The sequence below is a fragment of the Haloactinospora alba genome (assembly GCF_006717075.1).
GTDB classification, from domain to species: domain Bacteria; phylum Actinomycetota; class Actinomycetes; order Streptosporangiales; family Streptosporangiaceae; genus Haloactinospora; species Haloactinospora alba.
In genome coordinates this window covers 239262-257714 of record NZ_VFQC01000002.1, presented here as the reverse complement: position 1 = coordinate 257714, position 18453 = coordinate 239262, and the positions used below count along the sequence as shown (strand labels likewise).

At 71.5% G+C, this 18453-nt stretch carries 22 protein-coding genes; 12 read left to right on the top strand and 10 right to left on the bottom strand.

The window, feature by feature from the left end:
• Positions 1-82 precede the first annotated feature (82 nt).
• Positions 83-799 carry a TetR/AcrR family transcriptional regulator gene (locus tag FHX37_RS18790; protein ID WP_141925543.1) on the top strand — a complete coding sequence of 239 codons (717 nt, stop codon included), beginning with the start codon at positions 83-85 and terminating at the stop codon, positions 797-799.
• A gap of 25 nt (positions 800-824) precedes the next feature.
• Here FHX37_RS18790 and FHX37_RS23305 read toward each other — a convergent pair whose 3' ends face one another.
• Both FHX37_RS23305 and FHX37_RS18780 read right to left on the bottom strand, forming a co-directional pair.
• On the bottom strand, positions 825-1262 hold the full coding sequence (locus FHX37_RS23305; RefSeq protein ID WP_211351957.1) for a DUF3761 domain-containing protein: 438 nt from the start codon (positions 1260-1262) through the stop codon (positions 825-827).
• Between the two features lie 20 nt (positions 1263-1282).
• Positions 1283-1450, bottom strand: a complete 168-nt coding sequence (locus FHX37_RS18780) for a DUF4190 domain-containing protein (protein WP_141925542.1) — start codon at positions 1448-1450, stop codon at positions 1283-1285.
• Positions 1451-1727: 277 nt separating this feature from the next.
• Here FHX37_RS18780 and FHX37_RS18775 point away from each other — a divergent pair, with 277 nt between their 5' ends.
• Together FHX37_RS18775 and FHX37_RS18770 are read left to right on the top strand one after the other, a co-directional pair.
• Positions 1728-2147: a YciI family protein gene (locus tag FHX37_RS18775; RefSeq protein ID WP_141925541.1), complete on the top strand. Its 420-nt coding sequence runs from the start codon at positions 1728-1730 to the stop codon at positions 2145-2147.
• Between the two features lie 117 nt (positions 2148-2264).
• The gene (locus FHX37_RS18770; protein WP_141925540.1) at positions 2265-3581 is read left to right on the top strand and encodes an RNA polymerase sigma factor; all 1317 of its coding nucleotides are present in this window, start codon (positions 2265-2267) and stop codon (positions 3579-3581) included.
• 100 nt (positions 3582-3681) lie between these two features.
• On the opposite strand, the gene FHX37_RS18765 is transcribed toward FHX37_RS18770, so the two are convergent.
• Complete coding sequence (locus FHX37_RS18765) at positions 3682-4176, bottom strand: MarR family winged helix-turn-helix transcriptional regulator (RefSeq protein WP_141925539.1); 495 nt, start codon at positions 4174-4176, stop codon at positions 3682-3684.
• A gap of 91 nt (positions 4177-4267) precedes the next feature.
• Here FHX37_RS18765 and FHX37_RS18760 point away from each other — a divergent pair, with 91 nt between their 5' ends.
• Positions 4268-5689: an MDR family MFS transporter gene (locus FHX37_RS18760; protein ID WP_141925538.1), complete on the top strand. Its 1422-nt coding sequence runs from the start codon at positions 4268-4270 to the stop codon at positions 5687-5689.
• A gap of 382 nt (positions 5690-6071) precedes the next feature.
• Here the strand turns inward: FHX37_RS18760 and FHX37_RS18755 are convergent, their stop codons facing one another.
• Positions 6072-7055, bottom strand: a complete 984-nt coding sequence (locus tag FHX37_RS18755) for a CU044_5270 family protein (protein ID WP_141925537.1) — start codon at positions 7053-7055, stop codon at positions 6072-6074.
• Positions 7048-7656 carry an RNA polymerase sigma factor gene (locus FHX37_RS18750; RefSeq protein WP_141925536.1) on the bottom strand — a complete coding sequence of 203 codons (609 nt, stop codon included), beginning with the start codon at positions 7654-7656 and terminating at the stop codon, positions 7048-7050. The genes FHX37_RS18755 and FHX37_RS18750 overlap by 8 nt, the downstream gene beginning before the upstream one ends.
• Before the next feature lie 187 nt (positions 7657-7843).
• On the opposite strand from FHX37_RS18750, the gene FHX37_RS18745 reads away from it, so the two are divergent.
• A complete protein-coding gene (locus FHX37_RS18745) occupies positions 7844-8533 on the top strand; it encodes an aspartate/glutamate racemase family protein (RefSeq protein WP_141925535.1) in 690 nt (229 codons plus the stop codon).
• A gap of 55 nt (positions 8534-8588) precedes the next feature.
• Here the strand turns inward: FHX37_RS18745 and FHX37_RS18740 are convergent, their stop codons facing one another.
• Positions 8589-9140 carry a TIGR03086 family metal-binding protein gene (locus FHX37_RS18740; protein WP_141925534.1) on the bottom strand — a complete coding sequence of 184 codons (552 nt, stop codon included), beginning with the start codon at positions 9138-9140 and terminating at the stop codon, positions 8589-8591.
• Positions 9141-9291: 151 nt separating this feature from the next.
• Between FHX37_RS18740 and FHX37_RS23915 the strand changes: the two genes are divergently transcribed.
• The 5 genes from FHX37_RS23915 to FHX37_RS18715 all read left to right on the top strand — a co-directional run bounded on the left by FHX37_RS23915 (position 9292) and on the right by FHX37_RS18715 (position 13408).
• Positions 9292-10104, top strand: a complete 813-nt coding sequence (locus tag FHX37_RS23915; protein WP_141925533.1) for a helix-turn-helix transcriptional regulator — start codon at positions 9292-9294, stop codon at positions 10102-10104.
• A 152-nt stretch (positions 10105-10256) separates the two neighbouring features.
• On the top strand, positions 10257-11201 hold the full coding sequence (locus tag FHX37_RS18730; protein WP_141925532.1) for an SPFH domain-containing protein: 945 nt from the start codon (positions 10257-10259) through the stop codon (positions 11199-11201).
• Positions 11202-11232: 31 nt separating this feature from the next.
• Positions 11233-11502, top strand: coding sequence for a hypothetical protein (locus tag FHX37_RS18725; protein WP_141925531.1), 270 nt, complete (start codon positions 11233-11235; stop codon positions 11500-11502).
• Positions 11503-11773: 271 nt separating this feature from the next.
• Complete coding sequence (locus FHX37_RS18720) at positions 11774-12520, top strand: YqeB family protein (RefSeq protein WP_211351956.1); 747 nt, start codon at positions 11774-11776, stop codon at positions 12518-12520.
• Between the two features lie 111 nt (positions 12521-12631).
• Complete coding sequence (locus FHX37_RS18715; RefSeq protein WP_141925530.1) at positions 12632-13408, top strand: glucose 1-dehydrogenase; 777 nt, start codon at positions 12632-12634, stop codon at positions 13406-13408.
• Positions 13409-13438: 30 nt separating this feature from the next.
• Here FHX37_RS18715 and FHX37_RS18710 read toward each other — a convergent pair whose 3' ends face one another.
• Entirely contained in the window at positions 13439-13939 is a 501-nt protein-coding gene (locus FHX37_RS18710) for a hypothetical protein (protein ID WP_141925529.1), read from the bottom strand.
• Positions 13940-14248: 309 nt separating this feature from the next.
• Between FHX37_RS18710 and FHX37_RS18705 the strand changes: the two genes are divergently transcribed.
• On the top strand, positions 14249-15247 hold the full coding sequence (locus FHX37_RS18705; RefSeq protein WP_141925528.1) for an LLM class flavin-dependent oxidoreductase: 999 nt from the start codon (positions 14249-14251) through the stop codon (positions 15245-15247).
• 79 nt (positions 15248-15326) lie between these two features.
• On the opposite strand, the gene FHX37_RS18700 is transcribed toward FHX37_RS18705, so the two are convergent.
• Together FHX37_RS18700 and FHX37_RS18695 are read right to left on the bottom strand one after the other, a co-directional pair.
• Positions 15327-15719, bottom strand: a complete 393-nt coding sequence (locus FHX37_RS18700) for a RidA family protein (RefSeq protein ID WP_141925527.1) — start codon at positions 15717-15719, stop codon at positions 15327-15329.
• Positions 15720-15840: 121 nt separating this feature from the next.
• The gene (locus tag FHX37_RS18695; protein ID WP_211351955.1) at positions 15841-16836 is read right to left on the bottom strand and encodes an EamA family transporter; all 996 of its coding nucleotides are present in this window, start codon (positions 16834-16836) and stop codon (positions 15841-15843) included.
• 301 nt (positions 16837-17137) lie between these two features.
• Here FHX37_RS18695 and FHX37_RS18690 point away from each other — a divergent pair, with 301 nt between their 5' ends.
• Positions 17138-17644: an Lrp/AsnC family transcriptional regulator gene (locus FHX37_RS18690; protein WP_141925526.1), complete on the top strand. Its 507-nt coding sequence runs from the start codon at positions 17138-17140 to the stop codon at positions 17642-17644.
• Between the two features lie 120 nt (positions 17645-17764).
• Here FHX37_RS18690 and FHX37_RS18685 read toward each other — a convergent pair whose 3' ends face one another.
• Entirely contained in the window at positions 17765-18403 is a 639-nt protein-coding gene (locus tag FHX37_RS18685) for a TetR/AcrR family transcriptional regulator (RefSeq protein WP_170181640.1), read from the bottom strand.
• Positions 18404-18453: the final 50 nt, after the last annotated feature.

Genomic DNA, 18453 nt, shown 5'->3' with positions numbered 1-18453 from the left:
AAACCAAGGATCTAAAGGTAGCAAGTAGTAAAAGGTTTCCTGTCTTTCTTGTTTCCCGGTGTCTCATCGATAGACTGGAGGGATGAAGGACTCCGAGGAACCCGTGGTCGACCTGTCCGCCCTGCCGCCCGAGGAGCGGGAGAAACTCACCCTGATGGGGCTCGGCCCGCCCAGCGAGTGCCTGCCGCTGCGGGAGCGCAAGAAGCTCCGCACCCGGCGCGCGCTCGTCGACGCGGCGATGCGGATGTTCCTCGAACAGGGGTTCGACGCGGTCACCGTCGACAACCTGGCCGAGAAGGTGGAGGTCTCCAAGAGCACGTTCTTCCGCAACTTCGAACGCAAGGAGACCGTGGCGATCGAGGGGGAGACCGTCATCTGGTCGGCCTACCTCGCCGTGCTGGCGGGGCGCCGGATCTCAGGCCCCGTACTGACGGAACTGCGCGCCACCATGACCGAGACCGTGGCCGCCCTGCCCGCGGAGTGGGACGAGCACTACGTCGCCACGCGCCGCCTCGTGAACTCCTGCCCGGTGGTGCAGGCCCACACGGCCCACTACCGGACCACCGTGCACCAGCGGATCGCCACCTGCCTGGCGGGGAAACTCGGGATGGCCCCCGATGACATGCGGCTAGCGATCCTCGCGGAAACGACGGCGACCGCCTGGAGCGTGGCCGCCCGTACCTGGGTGTACGCCAACGCCGAGGGCGGCAGGAACGCCCTCCTGCACCGGCTCGGGCGCGCTTTCGACGCCATACCCGAGAGCCTGTCGCTGTCGGGAACGGGCGAGAACCGGGAGTGAACCCGGTGCTGGTAAGAGACGCCGGTCAGGACGGCGGCCGGTTGATCCACACGTCCACGCCGTCGTGGTGGGAGCACGTGCCGCGCCGGTGGTCCGAGTAGGAGTAAGTGCCGTCGTTGCACCGAGCCGTCGCTCCGGCCGGATGCTCGGGTTCCTCGGGTTCCGGCTCCGGCGCGGGCTCGTCCCGCGTGTCCTCCCCGGAATCCGTGCCCGAGTCCTGGCCGCCGTTCTCCGGGGGCGTCTCCTCGTTCGGTTCGTCCGTCTCCTCCGCGGGCTCCGTAGTCTCGGTCTCCTCCGTGGCGGAAGCCGTGCTCTCCAAGGGAGAGGTGGCGGAGACGGAGGCCGACGGAGGGGCGGGGGAGCCCTTCGGGTCGTTCTCCGAGGAGTCGGACATCCCGCCGATGAGGGCGACCAAAGCGACGAGGAGGAAGACTCCGTTGAGGACCGTTCCCGCTATCGCCATCCCTGTCCGCGACGCCGTCCCTACCTGGCGTCCCGGATCCCGAGGGCACCGAGTACGATCCCGACGATCGGGGGGATGAACAGCAGGAACAGGCACAGGACATTGGCGAGTCCCAGGACGAGGCTCGCGACGGCGAGCCGGCTCCGGGGCGGTTGTGCCGTTCCGGCGAAATTCGGGGGATGGCTCAACGGTGCTCCAACCGTCGCGGATGTGGCGGAAGTTTAACGATGCGTGTGGCATAACGGAACGAATTCCGTTAAATCGTCCTATCCGTTGACACGGCACCTTGAAGAGTGACAGCACCGTGGCTCCACCCCACCTCGCCTTCACCAGGCTTCGGGAAAACTCTTCGGAATTTTTCCTCCGGGGGTGTCGAATCCGGCCGGGCGCGATCGACGCGTGGGTAACGAGCGGAAACGTTCCGCCGTGACCGGGCGGGACACGACACGAGAGAGGCGACGCGCCATGCGGTTCATGATGATGATCAAAGGGGACGCGAGCACCGAGGCCGGGGTCATGCCCACCCAGCAGGAGCTCGACGCCATGACCGCCTACAACGAGGAGCTGGTCCGGGCCGGCGTGATGCTGTCGGGTGAGGGGCTGCACCCCACGTCGGCCGGGGCGCGGGTGCGGTTCTCGGACGGGCAGGCCACGGTGGTGGACGGCCCGTTCTCCGAGGCCAAGGAGGTCGTCGCCGGGTTCTGGCTGCTGGAGGTGGCCTCCCGGAGCGAGGCCCTCGAGTGGGCGCGGCGCTGCCCCGTCGGAGGGGAGGGCGAGATCGAGGTGCGGCAGGTGTTCGAGGCCTCGGACTTCGGCGAGGAGTTCACTCCCGAACTGCGGGAACGGGAGGAAAGCCAGCGCGCCCGCATCGCCGACCAGCACTGAGCCGTCTTCAGGGCCGGCGGCGCCTCTCCGCGGGAGAACGGCACCGGAGCGCGGCCGGCCCGTCCCACGTCGTGGGTGTTGCTTTGCCGGGGTGTCCGTGCGGTTATATATCCGGTTGTGACTGATGACACTGGTGCGCGGGTCGAGGCGGTGTGGCGGATCGAGGCTCCCAAGGTCATCGCCGGACTCGCCCGTATGGTTGACGACATCGGGCTGGCCGAGGAGTCGGCCCAGGACGCGCTGGTCGCCGCGCTGGAACAGTGGCCGCGTTCCGGTGTTCCGGAGAACCCGGGCGCCTGGCTCATGGCCACTGCCAAGCGTCGCGCGATCGACGCGCTGCGCCGACGGCAGCGGTTCGACCGGAAGCTCTCCGAACTCGGCAACGAGCTGGAGACCCAGCAGCCGGACGTGGCGCGCGACGTCGCGGCCGCCCTCGAGGAGGAGATCGGCGACGACGTGCTCACCCTGGTGTTCACGGCCTGCCACCCGGTGCTGTCCACCCCGGCCCGGGTGGCGCTCACCCTGCGCGTCCTCTGCGGTCTGACCACCGGAGAGATAGCGCGGGCGTTCCTCGTTCCGGAGCCGACCGTCGCGCAGCGCATCGTGCGGGCCAAACGCACCCTCGTCGACAGGGGAGTGTCCTTCGCCGTCCCGTGCGGTCAGGAGCTCACCGACCGGTTGCCCGCCGTGCTGGAAGTCCTCTATCTGGTGTTCAACGAGGGGTACACGGCTACTTCCGGAAACGAGTGGAGCCGTCCCGAGCTGTGTGAGGAGGCGTTGCGGCTCGGACGGATGGTGGCCGAACGCATTCCCGGGGAACCGGAGGCGCACGGGCTCGTCGCGCTGTTGGAGCTCCAGCACTCCCGTAGCCGCGCACGCGTCGGGCCGGGCGGGGAGGCGGTGCCGCTGTTGGAACAGAACCGCGGCCGTTGGGACCAGCTGCTGGTCCGCCGCGGGTTGGCGGAGCTGGAGCGCGCGCACACGTTGGTCCGGAAACGCGGCGCCACCTCGGGTCCCTACGTGTTGCAGGCCGACATCGCCGCCTGCCACGCCCGCGCCCCGCGTCCGGAGGAGACGAACTGGCCCCGCATCGCCGCCCTGTACACGGCGCTCGCGGGTGTCGCACCCTCCCCCGTCGTGGAACTGAACCGAGCGGTCGCCCTCGCGATGGTTTTCGGGCCCGAGCGGGGGCTGGACCTCGTCGACGAGCTCGCCGGGGACCCCGCGCTACGGAACTACCACCTGCTGCCGAGTGTGCGCGGCGACCTCCTCGTCCAGCTGGAACGGTTCGGTGAGGCCCGCGCCGAGTTCGAACGGGCGGCCGACCTCACCCGCAACGAGCGGGAGCGCGCCCTGCTGCTGGACCGCGCCGCCGCGTGCGCCGCCGGAACCGCCACGTCCGCGGCCGCCCCGCCGCCCACCCCGTCTGACTAGACGCGGGAGGTGTCCCCTCGGTACGTCGCTGCTCCGGACACGAGCTGTCCGCGGGACCGTCGCCCTCTCCGCGTCGGTACGTCGGCGTGTGCCCGCGGCATCAGTCGGCCTCCCCGGAGGAGACCGGTTCCTCCCCTTGCGGGTTCGCGCTGGAGCGGTGGTGGCTCTCCCGCACGAAGCGCTCCAGCCCGGAGACGAACTGCTCGGCCTGTTCGCGCGGCCAGGAGGCGAGCTGTTCCCCGAACATCCCGGCGAGGCGTTCCCGCAGCAGCCCGACGACGCGTTCGCCCTCCTGGGTCAGGACGAGCAGGGAGTTGCGCGCGTCGTCCGGGTCCTGGCGCCGGTAGACCAGTCCACCCGTTTCGAGGCGGCTCGCGTGGCGGCTGACACCGGAACGGTCGAGTCCCACCTCGGCTCCGAGAGTTCCGGCTGTGACGGGGCCCAACCGGGCGAGGCCGCTGAGGATGGGGTAGGAGGTGATGTCCACCCCGCGGCCGATTCCCGCGACCAGCTCCTCGTAGAGGGTGACCCGCATCCGGCGTTGTAGCAGCGTCCCTAGGGCTGTCTCGCAGCGTTGTCCCAGTTCGTAGCTCATATTCCACCAACCTACTCCATGATGCGTGCAATCCGCACGGGTGTCGTGTAGCCTCAAATGCGTGCGAAATGCACGCGTTGGAGGAGGTTTGATGGCTCGGTACCGATCCGGGACGGAACCCGCTTCGTCAACCACGCGGTTGGACCCCGACACTCGTAGGCTCGTGGCGGTCTTCCTGGCGGGAGCGGTCCTTCCACTGCTGGACACGACGATCGTCAACGTCGCCCTGGACCGGCTCGCGGCCGTTTTCCACGCGCCGGTGTCCACGATCCAGTGGGTGGTCACCGGCTACGCCATGGCGACCGCGCTGGCGATCCCGGTGAGCGCGTGGGCGGTGCGACGGTTCGGCGGCAGGCGGATGTGGCTGTTCTCCCTGGCCACGTTCCTGGCCGGCTCCGTGCTGTGCGGCCTGGCCCCCAACGTGGGGATCCTGGTCGCCTCCCGGGTCGTTCAGGGGATCGGCGGGGGTATGTCCATGCCGGTGCTGCAGACGCTCCTGGTGAGATCGGCGGGCCAGCGGCAGGCCCGGCGCGCCATGGCCGCCATCGGCTTCCCCACCGTGATCGCTCCGGTGGTGGGTCCGGTCATCGGCGGAGTGATCGTCGACGGAGCGAGTTGGCGCTGGGTGTTCCTCGTCAACGTGCCGGTCTGCCTGGTCGCGCTCGTCTGGGCGTGGAGGGGCGTACCCCCGACCGAGTCGGACGGGAGCGCCCGGCTGGACGGTCCTGGCCTGGCCCTGCTCGCCCCCGGACTGGTCGCGCTGGTCTACGCCCTGTCCCGCGCCACCGGGCCGGAGGAACTGGCGGGCTGGCCGTTCCTGCTGTCGTTCGCCGTCTCCCTGGTGCTGCTGGCGGTGTTCGGACGTTACGCGCTGCGAACGGTACGGGAACCGGTCATGGACCTCCGGTTGTTCACCGTGCCCAGCTTCACCGGCGCGGCCCTGACACTGTGGCTGTCCGGAATCGTCTTCTACGGCAGTCTCGTGCTTCTTCCGCTGTACTACCAGCAGGTTCCCGGTTACTCGGTGCTCGGGGCAGGGCTCGTGCTCGCCTCGCAGGGCGTCGGGGCCCTGCTCGCGCGGTCGCTCTCCGGGAGGGGCACCGACCGGGTCGGGACGAGGGCCATCGTCCTGGCGGGCCTGGTCGCCGCGGTCATGGGGACGCTGCCCTTCGCCGTCCTCGACGGTGGCCTACGGGCCTGGCTTCTCGCCGGACTCGTCGTGCGTGGTGCCGGTCTCGGGATCGTGACCGTCTCGGTCATGGGGGCCGCTTACCACGACGTGCCCCGGGAATCGGTCGCGCACGCGAGCGCTGTCAGCCGCATCCTGCTGCAGCTCGGCGCCGCGCTGGGGGCCGCCGCTGTCACCACCGTGCTGGCCTGGCAGGTCGACGCCGGAACAGCGGCAGACCTGGAGCACGCCTACCAGGTCACGTTCCGGTGGCTGCTCGTGGCGACCGCCGTGACCGCCGTCCCCGCCCTGGCACTGCCCGGACGCCACCCGGGAGGACGGTGAGCGGGATTCGTGCGCGGGCCGGCACCGCGCCCGAGGCGGCGGAGGCGACCATTCCCGGAGGGGTGCGCACACGCCGGGCCCGGTAACGCGCGGTCGCGGTACCGGGCCCGGGCGCACCGACATCCGCGGTCAGATGTCCACGCCGAAGATCGTCTCGATCGTCTCCTCCACGATCTCGCCGGTGTCGCCCTCGGCGATGGCTTCGGCGAGTTCCGCCACGTCCTCGTTCTCCGGGTCCATAGTCAACCTCCCGCAACTGGGGCGTGTGCCGGGCGACCGGGACGGCCGCCGCGTCGCGTGCCGGTGTGCACTCTGCCACAGATCCCGCGTGTGCGGGAGAGCGCGACCGTCGTGACCGCGCGGGCCGGCGGGCACGGGAGCGTCAGGGGCGTTCGTCGATGCTGTCGACCACGCCGTAGTCCACTAGCGACGAGACCTGCTGCACCTCCTGCTCCTCACCGTCGACCTCCACGGTCGACGTGTCGCGCATTCCGAGGTACTCGTGGGTCTCGGCGTCCAACACGATGTCCGGGGTGGGGAACGTGCCCCCTCCCTCGCGAGTGATGCCGACGCCGGTCCTGCCCCGCGCGTCCACGGTCCCCTCCTGGAACGTGACGTCGGGTACCAGCGCCAGCGCGTCGAACGCGGCCCCGCGCAGGTCCTCCGGCATGACCTGCCAACCGTGCAGCAGGTAGATGAGGTTCGTGTACGCCATGTCGTAGTCGTCAGCGGTCAGCTCCGCGCCGTCCGGCTTGAGGGCGGTGATGTCGGGGTCGCGCAGCAGCTCCCCGGGATCGGTGGGGAGCTCGGCCAGCTTCCGGTAGTCCACGGGGGGAAATCTTCCCGACTCCTCCGGTAGCGGCTCGATCATCCGCGGATCGCCGCGTTCACTGACCTTCGACGGGTTGGCGTGCGGGTCGACGGCGTCCCAGTTCTCTTCCGTGAAGGTGCGGATCTCACCGCCGCCCACCGGCGTCTCCTCCAGGATCTCCTTGGTGTAGATGTACTGGTCCCGGTCGGGGACGGGAACGTGCTCCCTGTCCTTCCGGGCCTGGTCGGCGGCGTCCCGCAGGGCCTGTTTCGCGCTGGCCGTGGTCGCCTCCGTCCCGGTACCGGAGGTATCGGGGGGTGCGGCGGGATCGCCGCTCGCCTCGACGGCGACCAGGGCGCCACCGGCGACCACCGCCAGGGCCGCTGAGGCGATCGCCAGGCGCGGGGCGGTCCGCCGCGGCAGCAGACGGGACCAGCGACCGCGCTCCTGTCCGGTGATGGCGCGCGACAGCCGGTTGCGGGCGGTGAAGCGGGCCTCCGCGTCCATCGGCGGGGTGTCAGCGTCCATGTCGCGTAGCAGCCGCAGCTCATCCATGGTGGTCCTCCTCGTTGACGGCCGTGGGGTCGGTCTCGCCCAGTTCCGCGCGCACTTTCACGCGGGCGCGGTGCAGCCGGGAGCGCACGGTGCCGACCGGGATGCCGAGGGCTTCCGCCACCTCGGCGTAGTCCATCCCGCCCCAGGCGACGGCGAGCAGCACGTCGCGGTGGCGGGCCGGGAGCGCGGCGAGGGCGCCCGCCAGCCGGCCCCGCACGCTCGCGGCGCTCACCCGCTCCGTGACCCGCTCGTCCAGCTCCCCGGTGTCGGCCCCGGCGCTGGCGGTGCGTTGTATCGCGCGCCACCGTCGGGCCTCGGCGCGCCTTCGCTGCCGGATGAGGTTGGTGGCGATCCCGTACAGCCAGGGGCGCGCGTGCTCCCGTGCGGACTCGTAGCTTCCCCGCCGCCGGAAGGCGAGGACGAAGGTGTCGGCCACGAGGTCGTCGGCGGCTTCGGAGCCGAGCCTCCGCGCCGTGTACCGGTGGATGTCGTCGGCGTAGCGGTCGAACAGTTCCGCGAACGCCTCGGGTGCCTCCCGGGACCGCGCGATGATGTCGGCGTCCGTGGTGTGCTGGACGTCCGGGTACGGTTCCGCACTCACGCTCGTCCTTTCGGTGCCTGGGAAACCCGCCCGTCGGCGGGTGTCGTCACCCCGTGTTGGCCGCAGCGCCGGATCGGGTTCCGTACGGCCGGGAGGAGTGGCGGTAGGCCACGGGCCACCGTCTCGTTTATCTCCCGGCTACACGCGGTCCGCCAGGGTGCGCGGGAGACCGAGAGGGGAGAACGCCATGCGAACGATCGGGATGCTCGGCGGGATGAGCTGGGAGTCCACCGACTACTACTACCGGCAGCTCAACCAGGGGGTGCGGGAACGCCTCGGCGGTCTCCACTCCGCGCGCTGCATCGTGTACTCGGTGGACTTCGCCGAGGTGGCGCGGATGCAGGCGGAGGGGGAGTGGGAGCGCGCCGGCGCGTACCTCGCGGAGTGCGCCGCGCGGCTCGAGGCGGCCGGCGCCGAGTGCGTCATCCTCTGCACGAACACGATGCACCGGGTCGTCGGTGAGGTGCGCGGCGGTGTCTCCGTTCCGGTCCTGCACATCGCGGATGGCACCGCCGGGGCCCTGCGCGCGGCCGGCGTGGGTACCACCGCGCTGCTCGGCACCCGTTTCACCATGGAGCAGGACTTCTACCGCGACCGGCTCCGGGAGCACGGGATCAGTGTCACCGTGCCGGAGGCGGGGGACAGGGAACTGGTGCACCGGACCATCTACGAGGAGCTGTGCCTCGGTACGGTCGCGGATTCCTCGCGGGAGGCGTTCGAGCGGATCGTGGCGGACCTGGCGAGGGACGGAGCCGAGGGCGTCGTTCTCGGTTGCACCGAGATCGGTCTGCTCATCGGGCGGGAGAACAGTCCCGTCCCGGTGTTCGACACGACCCTGCTGCACGTGCGGGCGGCACTGGACTGGGCGTTGGAGTGAGCCCGCTCCCGGCCCACGGCCCGCAGGTCACCGTGGGCCGAGGCGGGGTGGGATCTCACCAGGAGCGGCGGCCGAGGAAGGCCAGCAGCCGGGTCTGCTCGTCGGCCTCCTCGGGCGGGGTGAGCTCCGGGCCGCACACGCCGTCGCCGCGCAGGGCGTCGCCGAACCGCTCCGCCTGCTCCGCGGCCCAGCGGACGTCCGCGGGCTCCATACGCTCGTCGCCGCCGGTGGCCCGGGCCACGTCCCACCGGTGCACCACGAGGTCGAAGCACAGGAACATGTTCACGGCGTCCTCGAACCTGGTGCGGCCCCACGCGCCGTCGAACTCCGCCGCGGCGCGGTCGGGGTCCTCCAGGTCGGACCGCACAACCGCGCGGACGGCGTCCCAGGCGGCGGCGGGGTCGTCGTCGACGGAGGGCGCCGGGCCGAGCTCCCGGCCGACGAGGCTGAGGAACATGCCTTGGGTGTGGACGACGTGGCGGACCACGTCCCGGGCGGTCCAGCCCGCGCAGGGAGAGGGGGAATCCCACTGCCGCGTGGGAACGGCGGTGAGAGTGGCGGCGAAGTCGTCGCCGAGCCGGGTGTAGCGTTCCGAGATGTCAGTCATGGAGTTCTTCGGCGTCTCTTCTGTGTCCGGGTGTCCTTTTCCTGGGTGGTGCGATCCTCGCTCGTGGGCGGGCCGGGCGTCTTGAAGAAACGCGACACTCCCCCCGGTCGCGACTCCGCTCTCTGTCGGCGCCCCGGCCTAGGCTGGACGCGTGGTACCGGATGTCACCGAGGACGCCCGGGGGATCATCGCTCCGGAAGCCGGCCGGGCCAGGTTCGACCTGCGGCGTTACGAACCGTCGCCGCGCGTCGCCCGGTTCGTCGACCGGTACTGGCTGGCGCGGTGGAACCTGGGTGAGCCCTACGTTCAGCGGGTGTTCTCCCACCCGGTGGTGAACGTCGTCGTCACACCGGACGGCGCCGCGGTGCACGGGGTGGCCACCGGCGTGACGAGCAGGCGTCTGGTGGGGGCCGGGTGGGCGCTGGGCGCCATGTTCCGTCCGGCGGGGTTCCGGCCCCTGCTGGGACGACCGATGTCGCGGGTCCGGGACGCGGCGTTCCCCCTCACCGAGCTGTGCGGTCCGCCCGGATCGGAGACGGCCGACGCCGTCGCCGGGGAGGCGTCACCGGAGGGAAGCGTGGCCGCGCTGGAGGAGCTCCTGGACGCGTACCTGCCCGCCTCGCACCACCCCGCCGAGGACACGGCCGCGCTCGTCGAGCGTGCCGCTGCGGACCCGGCCGCGTTCCGGGTGGAGACGCTGGCGGCGCGGGCGGGGGTGAGCGTCCGCCAGCTCCAGCGCCGCTTCGCCGACCACGTGGGGGTGGGGCCCAAGGCGGTGCTCCGCCGGTACCGCCTCTACGAGGTCGCCGAGCGTGTCCGCCGCGGCGGACGTCCCGACTGGCCGGCTCTGGCCTCCGAACTGGGGTACAGCGACCAGTCGCACCTGACCCGTGACTTCACCGCTGTGGTCGGCGTGTCGCCGCAGCGCTACACCGCGTCCCGCGCCGCGCGGCCGGCCGGCTGACGGCCCGACGGTCCCGATAGGCCGCCGGAAACGGCCGGTTTCGTTCCTCGGGCGCACCCCCGGAGCCCACGGACTTCAAAAAGTGATATCACTTTGCTAGATTATGGATAGCGAACACAGTCCAGGAACACTCCGGGAGAACAGGACACGGAATGAGTAACGACACACCCGAGGCCGCACCGGCCCCGGCGCGAACCGAGGTTCAGGAGCGGCCCGCCGCCGGGCTTCCCGGCTGGCCGGTCCTCATCGTCTCCGTCATCGCCCTGCTCGTCGGCGCCGTCGGGATCATCGCCGGTCTCGGCTTCGTCGCCAGCGCCGGCGACGGGGGAGCGTCCGGCGGCGTGCTGCTCGTCGGAGGGATCGTCCTGGCGCTGGCGGCCCTGGTCGCCATGGTCGGCCTGGTGCCCGTGGCCCCGCAGGAGGCCCGGGTACTGCAGCTGCTCGGCCGCTACACCGGAACGATCCGCACCGACGGGCTGCGCTGGATCAACCCGATCACCGACGGGCGGCACAAGGTCTCCACCCGCATCCGCAACCACGAGACCTCGGTGCTGAAGGTCAACGACGCCGCCGGCACTCCCGTGGAGATCGCCGCGGTGGTGGTCTGGCAGGTCACCGACACCGCCCAGGCGATGTTCGCCGTGGACGACTACGCCGAGTTCGTCAACATCCAGTCCGAGACGGCCGTGCGCCACATCGCCAACAACTACCCCTACGACGGTTCCGGGGAGCACCGGCTGTCCCTGCGGGACAACGCCGAGGAGATCACCGGCAGGCTCAACAGCGAGATCGCCGAACGCGTGCAGGCAGCCGGGGTGCGCATCATCGAGTCCCGGATCACCCACCTCGCCTATGCTCCCGAGATAGCGGGGGCGATGCTGCGCCGCCAGCAGGCGAGCGCGATCCTGGCCGCCCGCCGGGAGATCGTGGAGGGTTCCGTGGGTATGGTCGAGCAGGCGCTCACGCGGCTGACCGAGCACGACTTCCTCGAACTGGACGAGGAACGCAAGGCGTCCATGGTGAGCAACCTGATGGTCGTGCTGTGCTCCGACAACGACACCCAGCCGGTGGTCAACACCGGCTCGCTGTACCACTGAACCGCCGGATCGGCGATATGGGAACGACCAGGTGAGTGAACGCAAGAAGCTCCTGCTGCGGCTGGACCCCGCCGTGCACGACGCCCTTGCCCGCTGGGCCGGGGACGAGCTGCGCAGCACGAACGCCCAGATCGAGTTCGTGCTGCGGCGGGCTCTGGCCGACGCCGGCCGCCTGCCTTCCAGCACCAAGGGCGTTCCCCGGCGCGGACGCCCTCCCAAGCGGAACCGGACGGACGACCAGGAGTCCGGGGAGGTTCCGGACGAGGGCGGCCCGGACCCGGATACCGGCGACACCGTGTGACCGGGCGGCGCGACGCCGCCGGTGTCGTCCCGGCGAACCGCGGTTCCGGGCGCGGGGCGGCGCCTCGGCCGCCGGACGAGGGCCGTGGCAGCACGCCGCACCGGCCACCGCCACGCGCGGGTCGCCCCTCCATCGGGACGCCGCGGTTCATCCCGAGAGGAGGGACACCGTGCGTGAGGACAGTACGACACCAGCGAATAGGGGCGGGGCGCATCCCCGCCGTTTCCGCGCGGCATCCCGTCCCGTCCGTCACTGAGGAGGAACGCAGCCCATGCCCGCCGCACCCCCGTCCTCCACCACGACCTTCGTTGGAACACCAGTCGGCCACCTACCCCTCGTCCGGTTCGGGCTCCCGCTGCTGGGAACCGGGCTCGGCTGGGCGGCCAAACCCGTGGCGGACTGGACGGCCGCCCTGCCGTGGGCGCCGATGCAGGGGCCGTTCATCCTCCTCGCCTCGTTCCCCGACCCGCACGCCAAGCTCGCCTGCGCCGTCCTGGGAACCCTCGCCGGTCTGGTGGCGGCCTGGTTCGCCGACCGGCGCTACATCAGGGCGAGCGTCGGGGACAGCCGGCTCACCCTCACCCGCGGGGAGACCACCCGGACCGTGCCGCGCTCGTCCGTCGGGGCGGTGTTCCCGGACGGCGGCCAGGTCGTCGTGCTCGGCCACCGCACCGAGGAACGCGTCCGGATCGCGGGAGCGCTGGACACGCGCCACCTCGGGTCCGCGCTGCTGGCCCACGGCTACCCCTGGCGGGCGGACGGCGATCCGCACGCGGACGAGTACCGCCGCTGGGTACCCGACCTGCCCGGTCTCCCGGACGGCGCGGACGCGCTGTTCCGCGCCCGGCAGCGGGCACTGCGCGGCAGCGACGGGGAGGACGCCGAGGAGCTGCGCGCCGAGCTGGCCAGGCTGGGGATCGTGGTGCGCGACGAGGGCAGGCGCCAGTACTGGCGCCGCAGCCAGGAGCCCGGTCGCGCCGCCCCTCCCGCCGCGGTGCTCCCGGAGCCGGGAGAGTGAGCTGTGCCTCCGCTGCCGGGCGCAACGCGGAACGTCTCCGCCGTTCCCGCCACGCGTGTAGCGGGAACGTAGTATCACCGTGACGCGTGCACCGACGGGAGAGGAGCCGCGATGCCGTCCCTGGACGGGAAGACCGTGATCATCACCGGCGGCGCGCGGGGGATGGGCGCGGCGACCGCGCGCAGCTGCGTCGCGGCCGGGGCGCGCGTTCTCATCACGGACGTTCTGGAGGGGGACGGCCGGGCCACGGCGGAGCAGCTCGGCGACGCCGCCCGGTTCGTCCGGCACGACGTCACCAGCGAGGACGACTGGGCCGCCGTGGTGGCCGCCGCCCATGACACCTTCGGCCGCGTCGACGGTCTGGTGAACAACGCCGGGGTCGCCATGGGCATCACCATCGAGGACACCGAACTGGCCGAGTTCGAACGCACCCTGCGCATCAACCTCACCGGCACGTTCCTGGGGATGCGTGCGGTCCTCGCGTCGCTGCGGAAGGTGGGCGGCGGCGCCGTCGTCAACGTGTCCTCGGCCGCCGGTCTCACGGCCGTGCCCTACACCTCCGGTTACGGCGCCTCCAAGTGGGGGGTGCGCGGCCTCACCAAGGTGGCGGCGCTCGAGTTCGCGGCGGACGGCATCCGGGTCAACTCCGTCCACCCCGGCATGGTCGCCACCCCGATGACCGAGGAGTCGGGTGCGGTGACGTCCGACCGCGGTTTCCCGTCGGCGGCGGCAGGGCGGGTCGGAGTACCGCCGGAGGTCGCCGAGGCGAACACGTTCCTGCTGTCCGAGGCCGCCACCTACATCACCGGTGCCGAGCTCGCCGTGGACGGCGGGTGGAGCGCGGGCGACGCGGCCATGCTGCGCGGCGGCGGTCCGGACGGGACCTGACCGCACTGGCCACACCGCCGATCCGCCGCCTCACCCGGTACCGGGATAGCCCGGCAGGACCTCCGCCACGGGTTGGGTGTGCTCCGCGAGCAGACCGACCAGGAAGTCGCGGTCCTGCCGTGCCAGTGGTACCAGCGGACGTCGCAGGTACACGCTCCAGTTCTCCGGTTTCGGGAAGAGACGCAGGGAGTGCACGTGGTCGGCCAGCACCACGCCGGTACGGAACGGCGCCAGCTCCGTGATGTCCAGGGGGCAGCGCCACGGGTAGGAGCGCTCCCCGAAACGCACGGGTTCCTCGTCGCGCGTCGCCGCCGCGGCCACTGCCGCCCGGGCGACGATCCGCCCCCGGTCGCGGGTGGGATTGCCGAAACACCCGCGGGTGGTGTAAACGAGCAGCTCGTCGCCCGTCCGCAGCGATGCGGCGTCGCGTCGGCGCCGTTCGGGGAAGGCCGTCTGGCGGGTGGACAACACCCAACCCAGGGCGTCGCGGTCTCCCAGAACCATCAGGTACGTACTCGTCTCACCACTCACGTCCCCGAGCATAGGGCGTGGTTGACGGCCCCGTCCTGCTGCGGCCCGCTACGGTGCCGCGCCCGCGGCGATCCCGTCGATCGGCGGAGGATCCCGCCCCGCCGGTGAGTCAGGACCGGTCACGGGTGGGCGCCCCACGGTGATTCGCCCCACTACTGCGCCCGGACAGCCGGTGTGTGGCGGGTTGTGGACCCTGGCCCCGGAGTGGGGAAGGAAATAGCGGGGGCGGTGCGCGCGGTTGCGCGGGGGAGACCAGAGCCCGAACCGCCCGACCCGGGGTCCGGGCCCGCGCATCGTCAGGAAAGGCCGGTGTCCGTGTCCGTCCCGCTCTCGATCCTCGATCTCGCGCACATCGCGGAAGACACCACGATCCGTGAAACCCTCGACGCCAGCGTGGCCATGGCCCGCAGCGCCGAGGAGCTCGGCTACCAGCGGGTCTGGTACGCCGAGCACCACAACATGTCCACCATCGCCTCGTCGGCCACCAGCGTCCTCATCGGACACATCGCGAATCACACCAGCCGCATCCGGCTGGGTGCGGGCGGCGTCATGCTCCCCAACCACGCCCCGCTGACCATCGCCGAACAGTTCGGCACCCTGGAGACGCTGCACCCCGACCGGATCGACCTGGGGTTGGGACGGGCTCCCGGCAGCGACCAGAACACGATGCGGGCGCTGCGCCGCGACCCCTCCGCCGCGGACAGCTTCCCGCAGGACGTGCAGGAGCTGCAGGGCTACCTCACCGGCAACACCCGCATCCCGGGGGTGCAGGCCATCCCGGGCAGGGGGACCGGCGTGCCGCTGTACATCCTCGGCTCGTCCCTGTTCGGCGCCAAGCTCGCCGCCGCGCTCGGGCTGCCGTACTCGTTCGCCTCCCACTTCGCCCCGAACGCGCTGGAGGAGGCCGTGGCCGCCTACCGCAGCGAGTTCACCCCCTCGGAGCAGCTGTCCCGCCCCCACGTCATCGCCGGGGTGAACGTCACCGCGGCCGACACCACGGAGGAGGCCCGTTCCCAGGCGCACATCGCCCGGCGCCGCAGGGTCGCCCAGCTCCTGGGGCGGGGGCGGACCCTGACGACCGAGGAGGCCGAGGCCGCCATGGCCTCCCCAGCGGGACAGCAGGTGCTGCAGATGGTCCAGTACTCGGCGGTGGGCGACCAGCGCGAGGTGGCCGACTACCTCGACTGGTTCGCCAAGCACGCCGACGCGGACGAACTCATCGTCGCCTTCCAGGCGGAGGACCGCCAGGCGCGGCTGCACTCGCTCGCGCTGACCGCCGATGCCGTGGGACTGGAGGGGCGCGGCTGACTCCGACCCGGCTGCTGGACCCGTAACGCCGTCCGCCCACGGGCGGTCGGCGCGGGTGCGTTCGGGGCCGGTCCGCCGGTCAGACGACCGCGATCGCCTCGACCTCGACCAGGTACCCGGACTCGGCCAGCGTCTGCACCCCGACGATGGTGTCGGCGGGCTTGTGGTCACCGAACACCGCGATCCGGGCCTTGGAGATCAGGGGCAGGTACTCGGGCTTGTGGGACACCACGTAGATCGTGATCCGCGCCACCTGCTCCGGTGCGGCTCCGGCGGCGGCGAGGCACCGGCCGAGGTTGGCGAACGCCTGGTGGGCCTGGCCGGACAGGTCGCCGGGAGCGACCAGGTTCCCCTGGGCGTCGTCGGCCACCTGTCCGGCGACGAACACCATCCGGCTGCCGCTCGCGGCGACGACCTGGGTGTAGGACTCCGGGGTGGGCAACCCCTCGGGGTTGATGAGTTCCAGCGGCATCGGTTCCGGGACCTCCTCTGCGCGTGTGCTGACCGACGGGAGCGGGCCGTGTCTCGGCCGCTCGGGAACGGGAAATCCTACTCGGAGCGGCGTTGCCGGAGAAGCTGGTACCGGGGCGCGGTCAGGACGGAGGATCCACGGGCGGGACGCCCTCCTCCGGTGCGTCGTGGGGAGGCCGCCGCCGGACCGTACCGGACTGGGCCAGGAGGGCGCCGCCCAGGACCACCAGACCGCCGAGGCCCTGCACCGCGCTGAGCCGTTCTCCGAGGGCGGCCCAGGCGACGACGGCGGCGACGACGACCTCGAGCGTCGCGATCGTCCCGGCGACGGGTGGCGAGAGGACGCGGACGGCGGCGATGCCGGTGACGTAGGCGAGCACGGTGGTCACCAGGACGATCCACACCACCAGGGCCGCCACCGGAACGTGGAACCCGGACAGCTCGGCGTCCGCAGTGAGGATGTGCCAGGGCAGGTTCCACGGTCGGGCGAGGACTCCCACGAAAACGGCGCCGATCACGGTCCCTCCGGCGGCCAGGGCCAGGGTGTCGACCTCCTCGCTCGTGGCGTCCGACAGGAGGAAGAACGACGCCTGGCAGACGGCGGCGCCCAACCCCGCGGCCACGCCGAGCGGGTCCAGGCGGAGCCCGCTCCAGACCTCCACGACGACGGCGATACCGGCCAGGGCGACGAGGGCGCCGCCGAGCGCACTGCCCGGCAACCTGACCCGGCGCACCACGAGGAGCCAGGCGATGACCAGGGTGGGACCCAGGAATTCGAGCAGCAGCGCGATACTGACGGGAATCCGGGACACGGCGACGAAGTAGCAGACCTGGATCCCGGCGACGGAAAGCAGGCCGTAGCAGGCCAGACGCCAACGGTTGGCGCGCACCAGCCGCCCCAGGGCTTCCGGCCGGGTCAGCAGCGCTATGGGGAGGAGGAACACCGCCGCACCGGCGATCCTCAGCCACGTCACCTCCAGCGGGCTCAGCCCGGCGGCGATGGCGGCCTTCGCCGCCGGCCCCGAGCTGCCGAAGAAGACGGCGGAGGAGAGCGCCAGTGCCAGCCCCGTCAGTGCCCGCGGCGGTGCCGGGGCGGCAGCGCGGTGGTCGGTGCGCATGTCAGTCCCCCTTCCGGTGGGGCGGTCCGGCCGGGAGCACCGACACGGGTACGGGATGTGCGGTTCTGCCGGGAGCGGGTCCGCGTGCGGTCGAAGCCATACGGAGAACCCTCCTGGATTCCGTTCTCGTTGACCGGACATCGGAATTTTTTGGAAATCCGATTCCGTTTTCGGGGGCTGGATTTGTCGGCGGACGGTGCTTTGTCGCGCGAAAGCCCCGCAGCGCAGGGGCGGGAAAACATTACACAATCCGTTGGTGGACGCGTTTGCGCTGTCGTGGCCAGGGGCGCAAAATGTTCGCGTGAACAGGCAGAATTCCCTGGACGATGTTGATTACCTGCTGCTCGGGATGCTGCAGGAGGACGCGACACGCAGCCTGAACGAGCTGGGAGCCGCGGCGGGGGTGTCGGCGAGCGCGGTGCAGCGCAGGCTCGTGCGGTTGCGCGCCATGAACGTGATCGACAGCCAGGTCGCGGTGCTCGACAAGGCGGCGGTGGGGATCGGCTTCACCGCGGTCACCCTCGTCGAGCTCGTCGACGACGCCGAGGCCAACCACGGCGCCTTCCGGGAGTACGCGCGCGCCGAGCCCCAAGTGCAGCAGTGCTACGCGATCGTGGGGCAGTGGGATTACGTCGTGGTCCTGGTGACCGCGGACCTCGCGGCGAACCGGGAGCTGTCGCTGCGGCTCTTCGTCGAGAGCGGTCTCGTGCGCAGGTACGAGACGCTGCCGACCAGCGAGGCGGTCAAGTACGGTCTCGCGCTGCCGTTCCCCGCCGATCCCGACGGTCGGGAGACGGGAACGGCCTGAGTCCAGGGGTGGTTCCGGGAGAGGGGATCTCCGCCCTCTCCCGGAGGTGTCCCGTGTTCCGTTCGGCGGACGCGGCGAAAACCCTGGAGCACCGTTCGGCCCGGCGGTGTCCGGTGCGGCTCACCCCTGTCCGCCCGGGCTCTCCCGTACGGGGGCGGTAACCAGCCCGAGGCAGGCCTCCACCAGGTCCAGTGCCCATTCCTGGGGATCGTCGCCACTGGCGGTGGCGCCGCGCTGCTCCATCTCACCGGCGGTGACGTTGACCAGGCTGCGCAGCATCCGCATCCGGTTGCGCAGCACCCGCGGCGGGAGGTCGCCCAGGGTCTCGGTTATGGCGTCCCAGACCTCGCGCAGGGCGCTGGCCTCCTCCCAGTCGTAGGTGAGGCGGTAACCGGGGTCCGTGTGCAGGTGGGCGAGGAACCGGCCGTAGTACCCGCCAGCGACGATGCCCGCCGCCATCGGGAGGACCAGCGCCTCCAGCAGGCGGCGCGGGTCCCGGTCCTCGCCGGAGGAACGCAGCTTCTCCAGCATGTGTCCGCGGTGGGCGTTGATGGGCGCCATCCGGTACTCGAAGACCGCCCGCACCAGGGTGTCCTTGTCGCCGAAGTAGTAGTGCGCGGCGGAGGTGTTGCGCTGCCCCGCCGCCGCGCTGATCTCCCGCAGGGACACCCCGCCGATGCCGTTGGTGGCGAAGAGCCGCTCGGCGGCGAGGAGGAGCCGCTCCCGCGTGTTGGAGGCGGCGGGCTGCGCGCTGGCCATGGTCCTCCTCCGTCGGGCGGTCGCGGCGGGTCGGGCTCTGCGGTCCCGCG

What these genes read in the sequence shown, in the direction of transcription:
- FHX37_RS18740 (WP_141925534.1), bottom strand. Translation starts at nt 9,140, where the DNA reads ATGACTGACATCTCGGAACGCTACACCCGGCTCGGCGACGACTTCGCC.
- FHX37_RS18745 (WP_141925535.1), top strand. Translation starts at nt 7,844, where the DNA reads ATGCGAACGATCGGGATGCTCGGCGGGATGAGCTGGGAGTCCACCGAC.
- FHX37_RS18765 (WP_141925539.1), bottom strand. Translation starts at nt 4,176, where the DNA reads ATGAGCTACGAACTGGGACAACGCTGCGAGACAGCCCTAGGGACGCTG.
- FHX37_RS18695 (WP_211351955.1), bottom strand. Translation starts at nt 16,836, where the DNA reads ATGCGCACCGACCACCGCGCTGCCGCCCCGGCACCGCCGCGGGCACTG.
- FHX37_RS18760 (WP_141925538.1), top strand. Translation starts at nt 4,268, where the DNA reads ATGGCTCGGTACCGATCCGGGACGGAACCCGCTTCGTCAACCACGCGG.
- FHX37_RS23305 (WP_211351957.1), bottom strand. Translation starts at nt 1,262, where the DNA reads ATGGCGATAGCGGGAACGGTCCTCAACGGAGTCTTCCTCCTCGTCGCT.
- FHX37_RS18685 (WP_170181640.1), bottom strand. Translation starts at nt 18,403, where the DNA reads ATGGCCAGCGCGCAGCCCGCCGCCTCCAACACGCGGGAGCGGCTCCTC.
- FHX37_RS18775 (WP_141925541.1), top strand. Translation starts at nt 1,728, where the DNA reads ATGCGGTTCATGATGATGATCAAAGGGGACGCGAGCACCGAGGCCGGG.
- FHX37_RS18700 (WP_141925527.1), bottom strand. Translation starts at nt 15,719, where the DNA reads ATGCCGCTGGAACTCATCAACCCCGAGGGGTTGCCCACCCCGGAGTCC.
- FHX37_RS18790 (WP_141925543.1), top strand. Translation starts at nt 83, where the DNA reads ATGAAGGACTCCGAGGAACCCGTGGTCGACCTGTCCGCCCTGCCGCCC.
- FHX37_RS18755 (WP_141925537.1), bottom strand. Translation starts at nt 7,055, where the DNA reads ATGGATGAGCTGCGGCTGCTACGCGACATGGACGCTGACACCCCGCCG.
- FHX37_RS18720 (WP_211351956.1), top strand. Translation starts at nt 11,774, where the DNA reads ATGCCCGCCGCACCCCCGTCCTCCACCACGACCTTCGTTGGAACACCA.
- FHX37_RS18715 (WP_141925530.1), top strand. Translation starts at nt 12,632, where the DNA reads ATGCCGTCCCTGGACGGGAAGACCGTGATCATCACCGGCGGCGCGCGG.
- FHX37_RS18730 (WP_141925532.1), top strand. Translation starts at nt 10,257, where the DNA reads ATGAGTAACGACACACCCGAGGCCGCACCGGCCCCGGCGCGAACCGAG.